At 41.1% G+C, this 17,616-nt stretch carries 16 protein-coding genes; 9 read left to right on the top strand and 7 right to left on the bottom strand.

Features of this window, described 5'->3' with window-relative positions:
- Positions 1-11: 11 nt before the first annotated feature.
- Positions 12-1,331, bottom strand: coding sequence for a sodium-dependent transporter (locus tag QUD85_RS07105; RefSeq protein WP_093328912.1), 1,320 nt, complete (start codon positions 1,329-1,331; stop codon positions 12-14).
- Positions 1,332-1,523: 192 nt separating this feature from the next.
- On the opposite strand from QUD85_RS07105, the gene QUD85_RS07110 reads away from it, so the two are divergent.
- The 3 genes from QUD85_RS07110 (at position 1,524) to QUD85_RS07120 (ending at position 3,790) form a co-directional block, all read left to right on the top strand.
- Entirely contained in the window at positions 1,524-2,165 is a 642-nt protein-coding gene (locus QUD85_RS07110) for a TIGR04219 family outer membrane beta-barrel protein (RefSeq protein ID WP_177168872.1), read from the top strand.
- A gap of 145 nt (positions 2,166-2,310) precedes the next feature.
- Positions 2,311-2,952, top strand: a complete 642-nt coding sequence (locus tag QUD85_RS07115; protein WP_177168878.1) for an MBL fold metallo-hydrolase — start codon at positions 2,311-2,313, stop codon at positions 2,950-2,952.
- Position 2,953: 1 nt separating this feature from the next.
- A complete protein-coding gene (locus QUD85_RS07120; protein ID WP_093329104.1) occupies positions 2,954-3,790 on the top strand; it encodes an ion transporter in 837 nt (278 codons plus the stop codon).
- Between the two features lie 67 nt (positions 3,791-3,857).
- Here the strand turns inward: QUD85_RS07120 and QUD85_RS07125 are convergent, their stop codons facing one another.
- From QUD85_RS07125 to QUD85_RS07135, 3 genes are read right to left on the bottom strand one after another with little or no spacing between them, the layout of a single operon-like run.
- A complete protein-coding gene (locus tag QUD85_RS07125; RefSeq protein WP_093328909.1) occupies positions 3,858-5,090 on the bottom strand; it encodes a Vgb family protein in 1,233 nt (410 codons plus the stop codon).
- A gap of 38 nt (positions 5,091-5,128) precedes the next feature.
- Positions 5,129-5,335, bottom strand: coding sequence for a helix-turn-helix transcriptional regulator (locus tag QUD85_RS07130; RefSeq protein WP_093328908.1), 207 nt, complete (start codon positions 5,333-5,335; stop codon positions 5,129-5,131).
- A gap of 1 nt (position 5,336) precedes the next feature.
- Positions 5,337-5,798, bottom strand: coding sequence for a hypothetical protein (locus tag QUD85_RS07135; RefSeq protein WP_093328906.1), 462 nt, complete (start codon positions 5,796-5,798; stop codon positions 5,337-5,339).
- Positions 5,799-5,957: 159 nt separating this feature from the next.
- On the opposite strand from QUD85_RS07135, the gene QUD85_RS07140 reads away from it, so the two are divergent.
- Positions 5,958-6,650 (top strand): pseudouridine synthase, encoded by a 693-nt coding sequence (locus tag QUD85_RS07140; RefSeq protein WP_093328905.1) that lies wholly within the window; start codon positions 5,958-5,960, stop codon positions 6,648-6,650.
- On the opposite strand, the gene pdsS is transcribed toward QUD85_RS07140, so the two are convergent.
- Both pdsS and pdsR read right to left on the bottom strand, forming a co-directional pair.
- Entirely contained in the window at positions 6,643-8,772 is a 2,130-nt protein-coding gene (pdsS, locus tag QUD85_RS07145; protein WP_093328903.1) for a proteobacterial dedicated sortase system histidine kinase, read from the bottom strand. The genes QUD85_RS07140 and pdsS overlap by 8 nt on opposite strands.
- Positions 8,772-9,491 (bottom strand): proteobacterial dedicated sortase system response regulator, encoded by a 720-nt coding sequence (gene pdsR, locus QUD85_RS07150; RefSeq protein ID WP_093328902.1) that lies wholly within the window; start codon positions 9,489-9,491, stop codon positions 8,772-8,774. The genes pdsS and pdsR overlap by 1 nt, the downstream gene beginning before the upstream one ends.
- 182 nt (positions 9,492-9,673) lie before the next feature.
- Between pdsR and pdsO the strand changes: the two genes are divergently transcribed.
- The 4 genes from pdsO to QUD85_RS07170 all read left to right on the top strand — a co-directional run bounded on the left by pdsO (position 9,674) and on the right by QUD85_RS07170 (position 13,056).
- Positions 9,674-10,468, top strand: coding sequence for a sortase-associated OmpA-like protein PdsO (pdsO, locus tag QUD85_RS07155; protein WP_177168871.1), 795 nt, complete (start codon positions 9,674-9,676; stop codon positions 10,466-10,468).
- Positions 10,469-10,589: 121 nt separating this feature from the next.
- Entirely contained in the window at positions 10,590-12,323 is a 1,734-nt protein-coding gene (locus tag QUD85_RS07160) for an amidohydrolase (protein WP_093329103.1), read from the top strand.
- Positions 12,324-12,327: 4 nt separating this feature from the next.
- Positions 12,328-12,585 (top strand): hypothetical protein, encoded by a 258-nt coding sequence (locus QUD85_RS07165; protein WP_093328899.1) that lies wholly within the window; start codon positions 12,328-12,330, stop codon positions 12,583-12,585.
- Between the two features lie 81 nt (positions 12,586-12,666).
- On the top strand, positions 12,667-13,056 hold the full coding sequence (locus tag QUD85_RS07170) for a hypothetical protein (protein ID WP_093328897.1): 390 nt from the start codon (positions 12,667-12,669) through the stop codon (positions 13,054-13,056).
- Here the strand turns inward: QUD85_RS07170 and dinG are convergent.
- The gene (dinG, locus tag QUD85_RS07175) at positions 13,019-15,097 is read right to left on the bottom strand and encodes an ATP-dependent DNA helicase DinG (RefSeq protein WP_093328896.1); all 2,079 of its coding nucleotides are present in this window, start codon (positions 15,095-15,097) and stop codon (positions 13,019-13,021) included. The two genes, QUD85_RS07170 and dinG, sit on opposite strands and share 38 nt — an antisense overlap.
- 72 nt (positions 15,098-15,169) lie before the next feature.
- On the opposite strand from dinG, the gene QUD85_RS07180 reads away from it, so the two are divergent.
- Positions 15,170-17,557: a DNA polymerase II gene (locus QUD85_RS07180; RefSeq protein WP_093328894.1), complete on the top strand. Its 2,388-nt coding sequence runs from the start codon at positions 15,170-15,172 to the stop codon at positions 17,555-17,557.
- The last annotated feature ends 59 nt before the right edge of the window (positions 17,558-17,616 follow it).

Raw genomic sequence — 17,616 nt, forward strand, 5'->3', positions numbered from 1 at the left:
GTTAATTCTCGTTAAAAGGCGACGTTGTAAAACACAACACTAATTAAGATAGGACAAATAAACTTAATATAGTAACTGAGTAGTCGAAGCGAGGTATGTGCTTGTAATGTTGCTTGATCTGTTAGTTTGTTACCGCGTTTCCACAGCCAACCCACAACAACGAAATAAAACAAACAAGACAGTGGTTGTAAAATGGTTGTTAGGCCCTGAATAATCAGACCGAAGATAGCTTCGAAATTTAAAATGATAATACTGCTCGCTGTAAATACCACAGCTGATACCATCCAGGTCGCTTTATTACGAGGGATATCCTTTGATTCAACTAGATAAGCCACAGGTACTTCTGTAGAGCTTATGGTAGAGGTCAATGCGGCAATAGAAAGTAACGCAAAAAAGGTAAAAGCGACTAATAGCCCGATACTGCCTAAACTTTCAAATAGCGTCGGTAATATGGAAAAAATCAGTTGTCCTTCACCAATTAGGTGGTTATCGACAAACACCTGTTGACCAGCATGCTGAGCCACAAACAGCGCAGGAATAATAAGTAAACCGGCTAAGATGGCTATCGATGTATCAAGTAAGGTAATTGAGGCGACCAGCTTGCCTATATCTTTCCCTTTCGCCATGTATGAGCCATAAACCATCATACCGCCAACCCCGATAGACAGAGAAAAGAATGCTTGTCCCATCGCAGATACAATTAGATCTGGTTCAGTTACTCTACTAAAGTCTGGAATTAAATAAACTTTTAAACCTTCCATTGCACCAGGTTGCTGCAGAATATACACGATCAACGCTATCATCATCACTAATAACATCGGCATTAATCGAGTAGACCATTTTTCGATACCCGCACTCACACCTTGGTGAATAATGGCAGCACCTAGCAAAATAAATATTGGCGTAAACAAGAAATTTCGAGCACTGCTATCTGTTGCTAACCATTGCGCAATATCATCAAAGCCAAGCAGCTGAAACAAGGGACTTAATGCATGTGACAGCATCCAGCCCGCAACGATAGTATAAAAGCTTAGCATCATGATGGCGCCGCACAGGCCAGCAATTCCGCCATAGCGTCCAAGTTTACTTTGTGTTGCTTCTTCTAGGGCAGCGACAGGGTTCTTTTGCGCCTGATTACCTATGTATACCTCAGCATATAAAGCTGGTAGTGCTAATAATATGGTTACCACTAAATAAACGAATAAAAATGCGCCACCGCCATTATTGGCAGCATTAGTCGGAAACGCCCAAATGTTTCCGAGTCCTATCGCAGACCCTGCTGCGGCTAATATAAACCCTAGTCGGGAATGAAATGCGTCTCTAGATGCCATTTAACTGATGATCTTTTTTTAGTTTGCTAGAGAGTAACGTACCTCATCAGCATTGTGAATGCGTTTTTAATGTTTAATGAGTTTAATTTGACTATTTACAATAATTTAACATTTACGGAGTATTATGGTTATACTGGTATACGAAATATATCTTATTTCTATAGCTTAAAGGGAAATCAAGGGAGAAGTGCGATGAAAAAGTTATTAATTGCTTCTATTGCAGCAATGTCACTATCAGGATACGCGCAAGCGGATACTATCGGTTTTGAAGTTGGTCTAGAATACTGGGCAGCTAAAATTGGTGGAACCAGCGATGGCGCTGATTTTGGCGATGTATTTGACGATAAAAACAACACACTCATATACGGTGCGCTAGAGCACCCAGTGCCTATTATTCCAAATGTGTTACTTAATTTAAACCAAGTCAATATTGGTAGTAGTGCTGATATAAATTTTAACGACCTTATTTTGTACTACGAAGTACTAGACAATTGGTTCGAGCTTGATTTGGGTGTCGGTGCGCGATTTTACGACGGTTCGTTTGCAGGTATTGACTCAGGGTTAGATCCAACCATGTACATTGCTTACGGTAAAGGTCAATTCAATCTTCCTGTTACCGGCTTATCTGCAGGCGTTGCTGCTACATTAGGTAGTGGCGATGGCGGTGACACTAGTGACGTAAAAGCCTACTTGCGCTGGGAAACCTCTATTGGCTTAGGTGTATCGGGTGGCTATCGTTACCTCTCTAATAAAATTGATGTAGGAAGCGTTATTAGTGGTGATGCAGAGCCAGATTTTAGTGGCTTGTATTTAGGCGCTTTCTTCCATTTTTAAACAACAAAATTTGAATGATAAAAAGGCGCTTTTTAGCGCCTTTTTTATTTGTTCATACTTTCTTACGTTTTTTGATTGAATATCTTTTAGAACGGGTTAAGATCTTGCGTCACGATTCATGCATTACCATAGGTTTTTTCATATGCTGCAGTTTGCCATAGTACCGGTTACACCTTTTCAGCAAAATTGTACTATTTTTTGGTGCGATCAAACTCAAAAGGCGGCGATAGTCGACCCAGGCGGCGATTTCGATAAGATAAAAGCAAAGATTGACGAGTTAAATGTTACGGTAGAGAAAGTGTTACTTACTCACGCACATATTGATCACGCAGGTGCAACAAAAGATGTTGCACAGCACTACAACGTTGAAATTGAAGGCCCGCATAAAGAAGATACCTTTTGGATCGATTTGATCCCGATGCAAAAAGAGCGCTTTGGCTTTTCTCATGCAGAGCACTTTGAACCAACGCGATTTTTAGATCAAGGGGATACGGTAACCGTAGGCAACGAAACTCTTGAAGTGTATTTTTGTCCAGGGCATACGCCAGGTCATGTTATTTTCTTTAGTCGTGACGCTAAACTGGCGCAAGTAGGGGACGTGTTGTTCAGAGGCTCTATCGGTCGTACAGACTTTCCTAGAGGCGACCACGCACAACTAATTAGCTCTATAAGAGAAAACCTATTTCCGCTTGGCGACGATGTACGCTTTATTCCAGGTCACGGGCCTATGAGCACCTTTGGCGAAGAGCGCAGAACAAATCCATTTGTTGGGGATGCAGCTAGATAATATGTCTGAAGTAGCAACGACCTTTGTCAGCAGCTGGAGTACACGTTTAAGAAAAATTGATAATAGTCGAATTTTTCAAAGTGTTGTTATAGCTGTTATTTTATTGTCTGCGCTGTTAATAGGCGCAAAAACCCATAACCTTTCTCCAAAAGCCATAGCTGTGCTGTCTGCATTAGATTTTGCAGTCACCGTATTCTTTGTCTTTGAAATTTCTATTCGATTTTTAGCCACAGAAAACAAAAAAGCATTTTTTAAAAATGGTTGGAATATTTTCGATACCATTATTGTAATTGGCAGCCTGATCCCAACCGGTGGCCAAGGCGTGTTGCTTGCAAGGTTATTACGCGTTTTTCGTGTGTTACGACTGGTATCTATGATTCCCGAGCTGAGGTTGTTGATTAACGCCTTGCTCAAAGCAATACCGCGCATGGGCTATATTGCATTATTGATGTTCGTCATCTTCTACATATACGCTGCTATTGGCAGTATGCTATTTGAACACATAAATAGTGTGCTTTGGGGCGACGTATCCATTGCCATGTTAACCCTGTTTCGTGTTGCAACCTTTGAGGATTGGACTGACGTCATGTACGAAACCATGGCCGTATATCCGATCAGTTGGATATTCTACTTAAGCTTTATTTTTCTAACCGCATTCATTTTCTTAAACATGATGGTGGGCACTATTTTAGACGTAATGAATGAAGAGCATAACGCCTCTAGAGCTGCTGCGCATGGTGAGTCAGAGGAAGGTGGGGAACCCGCTAGTCGAGCGCAGATAGAAAAATTAGAGCAAGAATTGGCCGAAATAAAAGCGCTACTGAAACAAAGTCGCTAGTTTCAATTATTGCTTTCACACATCTCAGATAAAAAAGCCAGAAGTTAACGCTTCTGGCTTTTTTAATTTATTTCTTCTGCCAAGTCACTTCGGCGAGTTGATTTGTCGCGGTTTGGTGAATGATGAGTCCTTTGTTACCCATGCGCATGTGGCGAATCAAACCGGTATAAACGCCTTCTTTACTTGGGAGTTGCCAGCTTTGCATTGTTTCGCTCGCTAAATCAAAACGAATGAGTGTTTCTGGACGTTTAGCTGATTCATTGAACCATATAGCGCCGTCAGCATATTCGATGGCGTATGGATGGCTGTCTGCGCCACTAGGATTGTCCCATTCGGTAATTTCTTTCGTTTTTGGATTGTATCGGCCCAATTTGCCTAGACCAGAATTCACATAAAACACCATGTCGTCAGGCGTTATTGCAAGTCGGCGAGCGTGCGTCTTTTGGCCGGGGAGTTTGATCTCGTTCAGCGCCATGGTTTGCTTGTTTACCTCAATCAAGCAATTACTACCATTGCAAGAGACCCATGGCGTACCTTGAGAATCTAGTTTTATACCATATGGGCGGGAGCGGGGAGTGGGTAAAGTGACAAGTTTGATGTCACCATTTGTTGGATCTAGTCTTCCAATCATATTGCTATGTTGCAGTGTAAACCAAAAAATACCTTGCTTATCAAACACGCCAGTATGTGGGTCTTTTGCGCGTTCATCAGGCATGTTAAATACCTTAAATGATTCTGTTTCTAGATCTAGATATCCAACCGTACCGTTTTTATTACCAAGGAACCAAGGCGTTAAATTTGCATCTAGCGACACACTATGCGGGTAAGTGCCTTTTGGCAACATATACTCTTTCATTTCACCCGTGTTTGGATCGAGTCTGCCTAAAATGTTACCCCATTGGCCAACCCACCAAATTACACCATCTTTACCTTGCACAGGATCTCTTGCACGTTGGCCTAAAGTTGGTACTTGCCAATATTTAAATTGTAATTGGTAGTCGCCATTTACCACCTTAGAAATGCGCTTTTCATTGATTGGATAGGTTTGGCTAAGCTGATTGGTTAGCTCATCAACAAGTGATTTATTATCAGATAAATCGACCATATAGCTAATCAACGACTGCCAATGGGCTTTGCTGTAACCAGAACTGCGTTCCATGTTGCGAGTGCTATGACACGCTGTACACAGCTGTTTTACTAGTTGATCATTGTTATCTGCTAGCGTATCTGGCGTAGTGAATAATATTGCCAGGGGCAGCGCTGTTAGCCCACTGCGTTTTATTATTGATAGTAGTTTCATAGCTTTCTCTTTAACAAAGGTTAAATCCGCATTCGTAATTATTCGTATTGAAATACATCCGAGATGGCAACACCAAATGTATCTGCAATCTTAAACGCCACTTCAAGTGAAGGGGAATATTTTCCTTTTTCAATGGCGACAACCGTTTGTCTTGAAACACCTATGGTTTCGGCTAACTGTTGTTGCGTCATCTCTTGCGCATTGAAGCGCAGCGTTCTTATCGTATTTTTAATCGATTTGGTCATATTAAAAACCTCTACGATAATAGAACAATTGTGTGGCATATTTGCATATTTCTGCGACCAAAAACCCACAAACTAAGATATTTAACACACTGTAGATACTGTCTACGCCTGGTAACATAATGGCGTTGTCAGTCATTTGATGACCTTTCCATGTAATAAATATGGCAATATATACTGCACCTATAAGCACGCCATAACCAACCCTTATCGCTTTTAGTGAAAACAAATTGTCTCGTTCATCACTGCCTTGATCAGCTTCCTTGGCATTTACTATCGCCAAAATAATGCCAACAAGTATCTCTAAGAAAACTGACATCAATACCACTTTTACAAACAGTCCTGACAATACGTCTTCGTTCAGCGTTTGGTTTGTAATGTTGACATAAAGCCCTGATAGAAAGGTATATAAAATATAAATTGCTATTAGGCATGATCCCCAAATAGTTTTTTCTTTGTATGACATGTTAGACTCCGTGTTAAAAATATTTGACATTTGTAAGTGTAACCATAATTTTTAGTGTGTCAAATATTTTTAACATGGAGTCTGTAATAACATACATCCGTTACTTTTAATGTGATCGCAAATCAAGGATAATACGATAACTATTTTCAGGAATACCTCATGCGACTCGATAAATACATTTGTAAAAGTACCGAACTTTCAAGAAATGAAGCAAAAAAGCTGCTAAAAAGCGGTAAAGTTACACTTAATGGTGCTGTAGAGAAAGTGCCGACTGTTAAAGTGGCTGAAACGGATAGGGTTGCCATAGAGGGCTTCAACCTGTCTGTGCGTGATACACGTTATATTATGATGTACAAACCATTGGATACGATTTGTTCAAATAAAGATGAATTGTACCCATCGATTCTTAATTTCTTGGATATAGACAAAGCATTCGATTTAAATATCGCCGGTCGTCTCGATGCAGATACCACGGGTTTAGTGTTGTTGACAGACGATGGAGTTTGGATGCACAACATTATTTCACCAAAAAAGTTATGTCCTAAACGCTATCGTGTATGGCTAGATGAGCCACTCGTTGCTGATGCTGAAGAATCATTTAAGCGAGGTATTCAATTGCGCGGTGAAAATCAGCTTACCAAACCTGCTACGTTAGAAAGAATAAGCGACAGCGAGGTGCTGTTGACCATTATTGAGGGTAAATATCATCAAGTGAAACGTATGTTTGCAGCATTGGGTAATCACGTTAATGCTTTGCATCGCGAACAAATAGGTGAGATCGTACTTGATATCGATCTAGAGCCAGGTGAGTGGCGAGCATTAACCGAGCAAGAAATTGCTAGCGTTAGTTAAATAACTTCATCACAACTTGTTGTTTTTCATTATCGTTTATCGCTTCGATTTTGCATTGGTGAAAATCAGCGATAAGCTTTGCAATGTATAGGCCCAGTCCTAAATGTGGTGTAGTTTCGTCTCTTGATTTTCGCATTGATACCATGGAATCAAAAATCCGAGACTGCATTTCTTCAGGTAACAACGGACCTTTGTTGGCAATAAGTAACTCAAAGTGTTGCTTGTTTACATTTAGCGTTATGTCAATTTGTTTGTCTTCGCTAAATTCCACCGCGTTGGTAATAATTTTGTCTAGCAGCTGAGCTATGTGGTCGGCACTACCATTAAGCACGATCGGCTGGTCGCTTAATTGTGTATTGAAAGTGATATCTGGATAAATTTGCTTGTATGCTTGCCCACAGCTGGCAATAACGTCATTTAAAATAAAGTTTTGTTTATCGCTGCGCTGTAATAGCTTTTCAAGCCTAGTTGCTTCGCTCATATTGTTAAAGATTTTATCAAGCCGCTTAACCCCTTCTTGAGCGCGCACCATGTAGGTTTTACTGTCTTCAGGTAGAGGCTGAATAGCAAGGTTATCCAGCGACGTTTTTACTACCGCGATAGGTGTTTTTAATTCATGCGAAAGCCGAGCACTCATGTTTTCTAGATAGTGGTTGTATTGCGATAAGTTTTGCACCAACTCTGAAAACTCACGTGAAAGATCGCCAATTTCATCAGACGCTTTGCTTGGCGTTATTTGGTGTTTGATTTTGCCATGTTCATCTATCGCGTTTTTCGCTTGTTTGTTTAATGAGCGTATTCGCGCAGAAATTCGCGATGCAAAAATGAAAAAGACAAACATGCCAACAAGCATGATCAATAACATAGCTGTAAACAATTTCTCTAAGGCCTGATTTCTAACAGTCCTTATACCGTTGGTGGTTTCTTCAACAACGACAGCGCCGTTAACCTTATTGTCAAGGTAGATGGGATAGGCAGCAGACAAAATCACCGCTTTATTATCATTGGTTAATCGCCATTGTGATTGCGCGTTGCCAGATAATGCACTGTCAACATGTTCACCATGAAGGTTTTGCGCATCATAAAGTTGGTCAATAAAGTCTCCTGACGGCTTAGTCAGCACTTTATAGTAAAGTGGGTGCAACCACGTTTTTACAAATCGTTGCCAGGCACTGTCTTTCTCTGCAATTCGGTTGTTTCCCCATACACCAGGCGCTTCTTTTATATTGCCACTAGATGCCAATACGCGATGATGCTTGTCTACCACCCAGATGGCGCTATTGCTGTAACTTAGGCCTTTTACAATGCGTTCTATTTCTGGAGAGGGCACCAAAATTGTGCCTAAAGTGTTTGGCGCAGCCGGATCGGCGCTGCCTACGCTTGCCTTTATATCGCCATAGGGCTGATCGACGTCATGCCATGCAAAGGCGATATTGTCGCCAATGCGGTCTAAGGGAATGCGAAGTTCAACATTATAGCCTTGAGGTGTTTCCAACCAGTGTCCTTGAATATAATTTGCGGGCTCAGGCCATGGACTATCTTCTGATACAACAAATGCATCTATCCACCCAGGAGCCTTATTGCTAATGATACTTTTAATAAAGGTTCCATCCGGCTGTATAAAAGAAAGGGCAAGGTGATCATTTTTCGTGATTGCTCGGCTGTTTGCTGCGCGATAGATCGTTTTGTCATCAATAACATTAAAAAAGAGATAGAGATACTGGCCATATTTACCTACCGCCGCATTAAAATGCAGACTTAATGCTTGTTGAGATACTGGCGCAGAAATTTGATTGTCCACCCCATAATAGTGGGACTTGTCATTAAAATGAGGCCAATCTATGGCTAGTCCATCTAAGTTGATAGCCTGCGTGATTTGATAACCGTATAGGTCTTTACCTTTTTCTACGCTTGGTAGGAAACTTGCTTGATTGTTAAATAAATTAGGTCTTTCGTGTAAGCTTGTTGCCAACGCTCTAGCGGTAGCTACTAAGGTTTTTTCTTGACCAAACCTTAGGTATTTCTCCATTTCCCATACATACTTGTAACCTAACCAGGGAATGGAAAATAGTAGCGTTGAAAGCAGCAGTAATTTACTTCGTAAACCTAACTTAAATGACATTACTGGTCCTTCTGCAGCTCATTACCAGCAGTATCGTGCCATCGGTAACCCATACCATAAATGGATTCTATGCAATCAAAGTTGTCATCCAACTTTAAAAATTTTTTACGAATGCGCTTTACGTGAGAAGTAATAGTACTGTCATCTACAAATATCTTGGCGTCATCCATAAGTTGCTGTCGGCTTTTTACATGACCTGGCACTTTAGCAAGCGAATGAATCATCCAAAATTCGGTAATGGTGATATCAACGGTGGTATCTTGCCAATGCACGGTCATGCGCTGAGCATCAATAGTCAGGTCACCAATTTGTACAATATGATCAGTTTCGGCAGGTTTGTTTAGTAACTCATGGCGTCGAAATATGGCAGCAATACGCGCTGTTAAATGCGGCATACTGATATCTTTTGTTAAATAATCATCTGCGCCCATGCGCAAACCACTAACAGTATCAAAATCATTGTCTCTTGCCGTTAAAAAGATGATAGCGACATGCTGCGACTGATTGCGTAGCCATTGGCATAATTTAAAACCGCCATCGTAATCATCTTGCAATCCAATATCTAAAATAACTAGATGGGGTAGCTGTAAACTAAAGGCGGCACAAGCACTGTCTCTATTGGCATAGGTTTGCACCTGGTAGCCCTGTTGCCGCAACAAGGCGGCATAATTTTCTCTAATAGCGGCTTCATCTTCAACAATAGCTATTCGTTTACTCATAATCGTTACAGTGACAACATATTTGCTCTAAATATATCGTTTTTTGACCTTTATTAAAGGAAATAATTCAAATTGCCATAATTTGTCATTTTTTATAGCTGCATTGCCTTAATCGGCACGAACTAATGCCTTTTTTATTGTGCTTAATAGTATTGAAATCAATAACATTGAAGGTAAAACAAATGAAAACTCTTAATACATTAACGCTTCTAGCAACATTGTCTGTATTTACTACTACTGTTTATGCAGACCAACAAAATTTCGTGGTAGACAATGGACAATTGGTTAAAAGTGAATCACTGAAAAAAGAAGAAAACATTAACTCGTCGATTGGCTTTGGCGGTGGTGCGGTTGTTGGTGCGGTTATCGGCGGACCTGTCGGTGCAGTAATTGGCGGTATAGCTGGCTCGCTTATCGCAGTGCATTACAACACCAATGAAGAAGCTGAGCTTGTCAGTCAGCAACTTGTTGAAGAGACAGAGCAACATCACATTGAAATGATTGCGCTTAACAACAAACTTAATAAAGCAGAGCAGAATTACCAACAAGAATTACTACTGTTAAGCCAACAATACCAAGAAGTAGAGCAGCTACAAGCTGAAAACTTGCTGCTTAGCCTACAATTCAGCACGGGTTCAAGCCAAATAAAGCCGCATTATCACGAGCAACTATCTGCTTTAGCCAATATTTTGACACGTGCTGATTCTATGAAAATTGATTTAAGCGGTTTTACCGATTTGCAAGGTGATGAAGCCGCTAATGAAGTGCTGTCATGGCAACGCGTTGATGCGGTAAAACAAGCATTAACATCTTTGGGCATCAATGAAGATCGCATTACTACCTCGGCTTTCGGTGAACAGCGTCCTGTTGTCGCTAGCCAAGAGAATGAGATCAGTTTTTATGACCGTCGTGTAGTGATTAAGCTGCTTCCTAACCAATCACAAACGGCCAAATTAGAGGAGGGCACTGACTTATAATCTAATCTTTTCAATCAATGCTATTTTCAGCCGGCTTATGCCGGCTTTTTTAGTTGCGAACAAAGATAAAGTTTGCTTTGCTTACAAAGTAATCAAATTAATGCATAAAAAAGGAAACTCAATGCGTCGCTTTTCTATTTTGTTTGTACTTATCTTTGTTACTGCTGCTTGCACTGAGCAGCAATCAGATACTCACACGCCTTCCAACGTAAAACTCATGCATGGCGGTACGATTTATACCATGGAGGAGGGTTCACCCACGGCGGAAGTGGTTGTTTATGAAGGGGCTGACATTTTGTTTGTTGGCGACAAAGCGGCGGCGATGCAAAATTATCCTAATGCTGAGCAGATTGACTTACAAGGCAATACCTTGATGCCAGGATTTATTGAGCAGCATATGCACCCATTTTTAGGGGCGTTAACATTACGAATGGTCGTTATTGCTCCTGAAACATGGGAAATCCCAGGAAAAACTTGGCCAGCTGCTGTCGACGGGAAAGACTACATGAACAAACTTGTTGCAGCAGAAGCGGCAATGGAAGACCCAAATGAAATCATGTGGAGTTGGGGCTATAACAATTTTTTCCACGGAGAACTTAATAGGGAAATGCTAGATAACATTAGCATGACTCGTCCGATAGCCGTTTGGCACAGGAGTTGTCACGAGTTTTATTTCAACACGGCGGCAATCAAGCACTTTAACCTTAATCAAGACGATATAAATAAACTAGGCAAACAAGTCATTGAGCAATCCGACCTTGATAAAGGACACTTTTATGAAGGTGGCGCGCTTGTTTATTTGTTACCTATTATATTTCCTGAGCTTGCTAGCCCTGAGCGCATGGAAGCGGGACTTAAGCAGATGGTAACCATGTTGCAACGCAAAGGTGTCACTGCGTACATGGAACCAGGCGCATTTATCGCGCCGGGCAGTGATAAACTCTATTTGGATATCCTTGGCGACAAAGATACGCCAATGTATAGCTATTTTGTGCCGGAAACAAAAACGCCTTATGTAAAATTTGGCAAGGACGGTCTTTTAGAGGCGGTAGAAGCATCAAAACAAATATTCCCTAGTAGCGGAAAAATTCGATTTTTAGATAAGCAGATTAAAATTTTGGCCGATGGAGCCATAATCTCCCAATTAATGATGATGAAAGAAGGCTATTTGGATGGTCATGAAGGAGAGTGGATACAGGCTCCAGGGGACATTGAAGATATTACCGAAGTGTTTTGGAAAGAAGGCTATCAAATACATGTTCACGTAAATGGCGACCTTGGCCTAGAAAAGGTGTTGGATATCTTTAGTAAACGTATGGATGAATATCCTCGCAAAGACCATCGCAGTATTATTGTGCATTTTGCTAACTCCACCGAGCAACAAGTGGCTGAAATCAAACAGCTAGGGTTGCTGGTCTCGGCTAATCCATATTATGTGACCGGATTTTCTGAGCGTTTTGGTGAAGTAGGCTTAGGTGAAGAAAGAGCACATGCCATGGTTCGATTAGCACAAGTGGAAAAGGCCGGCATTTCAACCACACTACATTCTGACTTGCCCATGGCACCATCCGATCCGCTTTATTTAGCTTGGTCTGCTGCAACAAGAATGACTAATTCAGGCAATGTTATTCGACCAGAGTTGGCGCTATCTCGGGAAGCGGCGCTCAAGGCAATAACTATTGAAGCTGCCTATTCTTGGCGGATGGAAGACCAACTTGGTAGTCTAAAAGCCGGTAAGATCGCTAATTTTACCATTCTAGAAAAAGACCCTTATCAAGTGCCATTAGCGCAACTGAAAGATATCGCTGTTGTATCAACCGTTTTTGAAGGTAAGATTTATTCGGTACTGGAGTAATATTGTGTTGTTTAAACCGTTCAAACAAAGTTTATATGCCGCTGTAATAGGTTCGTTCCTCATTACAGCAGTTATTACTGTGTGGGCTTATATTGAAAATCCAGGCCAAGTATTTAAGAGTGATCAACATAGCAATAAAACATTGTTGATTGATACGGCGTTGAGTTGGTTTTGGCCGCTTGCCTTGTTTATTTTCGGTGTGGTTTATGTGGTGCTTTTAACTAAATATATACTGGACGCAAAATATAGCCGCAAAGAATAAGAATAGCTGCTGTTAAAAGCAAAGGAGTACATTATTAAATCGCTATCTCGCTTACAACTCGCGCTTATTAGTGTTGAAATAGTGCTATTTTTCTTACCCTTGGTAGCCTTACTGCTTTTAGGTCTATATTACTCACCTAGTACATTAACCCATGCCTTTTCAGGGAACGTCGCCGCGATAGGACAATTATGTTTACTTATCTTTGGCCTGTTAGGTATTGCAGGTGTGTTTGCTTTACTAAAAGCTATCTTTAGCTATCGTTCGCTAGTTCAATTGCGCACGCTAAAGTTTCTGTTAAGCGCAGCGGTTACCGCTATTATTGGCGTAACAATATTGAGTGCAATACCTGTGTTTAACTGGGATAGCCTTGTACTGCTGCTACCGCTTCTAGCGCTATTACACTTGTATATATTGGCCAAACGAAGAGGGCTATCTAGCGAAAATCACGCTGATATGGTGGCAAAGAGTTAATCAAATCTTTGCCATAGCGTTTTGTTTTAACACGCTTATCCATCAAGGTAATTACCCCAGTATCGGTTTCATTTCTAAGTAAGCGACCTGTCGCTTGCACAAGTTTTTTAGAAGTTTCAGGTACAGTAATAGACATAAATGGATTACCACCTTTCGCCGTGACATATTCTGCATGGGCTTCTTCCACGGGAGAGGTAGGAACGGCAAAAGGTAACTTGGTTATGATCAAATGCGTTAAGTACTTACCGGGTAAATCTAGCCCTTCAGAAAAGCTCTGTGTGCCAAACACAATACTGGATTTATCCTTGTCACAAAGCGCTTTGTGTTTTTCTAGTATCGCCTGACGAGACAGTTTTCCTTGCACCAACATATTGAAATCGTGTTTTAATGCAAAGGCGACTTGTTCCATCTGCCAATAGGAAGAAAACAGTACAAGGGTCGCTTTATCTTGTTTGAGTAAGCTAGGTAGTTTCTCTATCAACTCATCGGTGAAGGCATCACTGGATGGCTCATTGCGCATCTCAGGTACCGTTAAGCGCGCATTGTTTGTATAGTCGAAAGGGGAGTTAACTGCTTGATACTGGCTGCCGTCATTAGTGCTTAGCCCCGCTTCTCGTCTAAAATGATCAAATGAGTTTAAGGCTCGCAATGTGGCAGAGCAGATTACAGCGCCTTCACATTGTGACCACAAATTGTCTTCCAACATAAAACCTACTTCGATAGGTGAAGCAGAAACTAAATAATCTTGTCGCTTTCCTTCTACTACTGATAACCAGCGAGCAAGCGGAGCGCCTTTTTCACTGTCTGTTTTTGCGTACATGTGCCACAAGTGTTGAAAGCTTTCTAACCGCTGCGCATAGAAACCACTTTCAGACAATAAGGGTTCTGCTAGGTATAGTTGCACTTCACCTTCTTTTACATGCTCCATTAATAAGTTATAGAGCTTGTTTATGTGGTTTATTGCTTTCTTGGAGACCTCTGCTAAATCAGTCGCATAGTTTTTAATTGTTTTAGGCACTAAGCCGTGTTCGAATCGATAAGTGAGCTCATCGCCTTTATGTGCATTGGGAAAATAGGATTGTTTGTTATTCTCAATAAAGGTTAACAGCTTCTGCATATCAGCCAATAACTCCTGGCAAAGATCTGCTAAGTTAACCGATGGCGATACTGCTGATTGGCTTTTTATTAGTTTCGCAATCTTGTCACCGCATGGGGCGACTTTGCTTAGCCAGTCTATAGAGCCCTTTACCGATACATTCCCGCTTGAGTGATCTCGCGTGACTTTAGGCAGGTGATGGCCTTCATCAATTATGTAAAAGCAGTCTTCTGGCGCAGGAAGAATTTTGCCGCCACCGAGCTCTAAATCAGCTAATAACAAACTATGGTTTATCACCAGTACATCAGCTTCGTCCATAGCATCACGTGCTTTGTGAAACGGACAATGAGTGTGTTCCGCTAAATGACGTAAACAGCTATGCTTGTCGCTTTGAATGGACTGCCATAGGTTGCGAGGCACTGTATCTTTCCAGCTGTCTATATCGCCTTGCCACGAGCCTTCTTTAAGCGCAGAATGCATCGCTTTTAGCATGGCTAAGTCGCTTTCTTGTGGCTTTTCAGCAAAGGTAAAGCCAGCTTGAGGCTCATCAGATTGGGTCGCCGCCAATTTTTGCGCACAGACGTAGCGTTGCCTGCCTTTAACTAAAGAAAAGTTGAAATCTAAGCCCGAATATTGCTTTAAAAAGGGTAGGTCTTTGTCTACTAACTGTTCTTGTAGAGCAACTGTAGCGGTTGAAATACAGACCTTTTTTTCACGGGATAAGGCAAGTGGGATAGCACCAAGACAGTACGCTAACGATTTACCTGTTCCTGTACCGGCTTCAATTGTGATTATTTTGCGCGTTTTATCGTATTCGCCGGCGAGTGTTTTTGCGATTTCAGCAATAAGAAAACCTTGTTGTTTACGCGGATGAAAATTATCTAGATTGTCGCCGATAGCTTTGTAAGCACCGCGTATAACTGTTTTTATTTTATCGCTAAGCATGCCTTGCCGTTTTATTTGCAGATTAAATCATTTAAACTGCTGTATATATTATCAGTTATTATGCGCAATTACATGAGTTATTTGCCTATTTCAGGTGTTATTTTAACAAAACATGCAAGAGATACACGCCAAGGCATAGAGTTGTCTTATTGGGTCAAAAGTCACGACCAGGTGTATCACGTTTGCGTACCTGAACAAGAGGCTATATTTTTCATAGAATCGCACCAACTTGCGCAAGTAAAAAAGGCCTTATCATCACAAAACGTCATCAATTATCGGGCAAGTGGGCTGGCGTTAAAAACCTTTAATCAAACCCCAGTTCATGGCGTTTACTTTAAGTACTTACGGGATTTTTATAGCGCTCGCGATGTCTTAAAGGCGCAGGGTATCAAATGCTATGAAGATGATATCCGCTGTGAAGAACGCTTTTTAATGGAGCGGTTTATTACCTCTCAGGTTTCCTTTGTAGGAGAACTCAAACAGCTCAATGGTTATACCAAAGTTGAACACGCAAAATGTAAACCAGCCGATAAGGATTTCACGTTGCCCGATATCAATATGGTGTCAGTTGATATTGAATGTGACGTATCTGGGCAACTCTATTCGATTGGTCTTTATAGTGATTCCTTTCAATGCGTCTATATGATTGGTAATGGCGATTTACCTGAACATCAAAAAGCGCCTGCATTTATAGAATGGTGCGATAACGAGAAAGCCTTGTTATCTGCCTTTATTGATTATCTTAGCGACGAAGATCCAGACATACTGATAGGCTGGAATGTCGTGGGTTTTGATATGCAAGTATTGCAGAAGCGATATGACTTTAATGATATTCCTTTTAGCATCAACAGAGACGGTAGCGTTGGGCGTTGGCGAAAAAACGCCAACAGTGAACAAAAATTTTTTGATATTGCCGGTCGCGTTGTTTTAGATGGCATCGATGGTTTAAAAACAGCAACCTACAGTTTCCCCAGCTTTTCATTAGAAAATGTGTCAAACACGCTTTTGGGCATTGGAAAGAAGGTTGAAGATGCCGACAATCGATTACAAGAAATTATTGATAATTTTCATCATAACAAAATCGCATTAGCTGAATACAACCTAGAAGATTGCAGGCTAGTTTGGCTTATCTTTGAAAAAACCCAGTTACTGTCATTCTCTTTACTGCGTGCTCAGTTAACTGGATTAGCAATAGATCGTATCGGTGGATCAGTCGCAGCCTTTACAAATTTGTATCTACCGAAATTGCATAGAGCTGGCTACATAGCACCTAATTTGGGTGATGGACATAGTGATTTAGTCTCGCCAGGTGGCTATGTGATGGATTCTATCCCAGGGCTCTATAAAAACGTGCTAGTGCTAGATTTTAAAAGCTTGTACCCAAGTATTATTCGAACCTTTAATATCGATCCAATGGGCATGGTAGAGGGGGCATTATCACCTGATTCAGCGATTGAAGCGTTTGATGGTGCCATGTTTTCACGAGACAAGCATTTCTTACCCGCTATTATTCAGTCGCTTTGGGCTGAACGAGATATTGCTAAAAAACAAAACGATGGCGCATTGTCACAAGCAATAAAAATCATCATGAATTCTTTTTATGGCGTGCTAGGTTCTAACGGTTGTCGCTTTTTTGATCCTCGACTATCTGGCGCTATAACAAAACGGGGTCACGAGATACTAAAAACCACCAAGCAGTGGATACAGGACAAAGGCTATACAGTTATTTATGGTGATACCGACTCTATTTTTGTTCATATCGGCGATGAGGCAGATAGCAAACAAGCCAAAGACATAGGTTTAACGTTGCAAGGCTACATCAATGAGCAGTGGCGAGGTGATCTTAAACAACGATTTGCCATAGACAGCGCTTTGGAAATTGAATTCGAAACACATTTCACAACGTTTTTAATGCCTACTGTACGCGGCACTGACATTGGCACCAAAAAGCGTTATGCAGGGCTAGTTACACGAAAGGGGAAAGAAGAACTGGTATTTAAAGGGCTTGAAAATGTTCGTACCGATTGGACACAGCTAGCCAAAGATTTTCAATATGAGCTTTATCACCGCGTTTTTCATCAGCAAGCAGTAGATCAGTTTGTTTTAGAAACTGTAGAAAAAACAATGGCAGGCGAACTTGATGACAAGTTGGTTTATCGCAAGCGTTTACGCCGCAAACTGTCTCATTATGTTAAAAACGTGCCACCACATGTCAAAGCCGCACGTTGGGCTGATGCGATCAATGAAAAAGAAGGGAAGTCCCTGCAGTATCAAAACCGTGGCTGGATAGAATACGTGTTAACCGTAAATGGGCCACAAACCCTAAAATATCGCAATGCACCTATCGATTATACCTTGTACATTGAACGGCAGTTAAAAGCTGTTGCTGATGGCATCTTGCCGTTTATCGGAAAGTCGTTCGATGAAATCACCGATAATCAGCTTAAGTTATTTAGTTAAAATATAAAAAACCTCACTGTAGAGGTTTGTTTCTCTACTAATTCCTTGTATAACAAGGA

This window comes from Thalassotalea agarivorans (assembly GCF_030295955.1).
GTDB classification, from domain to species: Bacteria; Pseudomonadota; Gammaproteobacteria; order Enterobacterales; family Alteromonadaceae; genus Thalassotalea_D; species Thalassotalea_D agarivorans.

What these genes read in the sequence shown, in the direction of transcription:
- QUD85_RS07135 (WP_093328906.1), bottom strand. Translation starts at nt 5,798, where the DNA reads ATGTCATACAAAGAAAAAACTATTTGGGGATCATGCCTAATAGCAATT.
- QUD85_RS07105 (WP_093328912.1), bottom strand. Translation starts at nt 1,331, where the DNA reads ATGGCATCTAGAGACGCATTTCATTCCCGACTAGGGTTTATATTAGCC.
- QUD85_RS07120 (WP_093329104.1), top strand. Translation starts at nt 2,954, where the DNA reads ATGTCTGAAGTAGCAACGACCTTTGTCAGCAGCTGGAGTACACGTTTA.
- dinG (WP_093328896.1), bottom strand. Translation starts at nt 15,097, where the DNA reads ATGCTTAGCGATAAAATAAAAACAGTTATACGCGGTGCTTACAAAGCT.
- QUD85_RS07140 (WP_093328905.1), top strand. Translation starts at nt 5,958, where the DNA reads ATGCGACTCGATAAATACATTTGTAAAAGTACCGAACTTTCAAGAAAT.
- QUD85_RS07180 (WP_093328894.1), top strand. Translation starts at nt 15,170, where the DNA reads ATGAGTTATTTGCCTATTTCAGGTGTTATTTTAACAAAACATGCAAGA.
- pdsR (WP_093328902.1), bottom strand. Translation starts at nt 9,491, where the DNA reads ATGAGTAAACGAATAGCTATTGTTGAAGATGAAGCCGCTATTAGAGAA.
- pdsO (WP_177168871.1), top strand. Translation starts at nt 9,674, where the DNA reads ATGAAAACTCTTAATACATTAACGCTTCTAGCAACATTGTCTGTATTT.
- QUD85_RS07160 (WP_093329103.1), top strand. Translation starts at nt 10,590, where the DNA reads ATGCGTCGCTTTTCTATTTTGTTTGTACTTATCTTTGTTACTGCTGCT.
- QUD85_RS07110 (WP_177168872.1), top strand. Translation starts at nt 1,524, where the DNA reads ATGAAAAAGTTATTAATTGCTTCTATTGCAGCAATGTCACTATCAGGA.
- QUD85_RS07130 (WP_093328908.1), bottom strand. Translation starts at nt 5,335, where the DNA reads ATGACCAAATCGATTAAAAATACGATAAGAACGCTGCGCTTCAATGCG.
- QUD85_RS07125 (WP_093328909.1), bottom strand. Translation starts at nt 5,090, where the DNA reads ATGAAACTACTATCAATAATAAAACGCAGTGGGCTAACAGCGCTGCCC.
- pdsS (WP_093328903.1), bottom strand. Translation starts at nt 8,772, where the DNA reads ATGTCATTTAAGTTAGGTTTACGAAGTAAATTACTGCTGCTTTCAACG.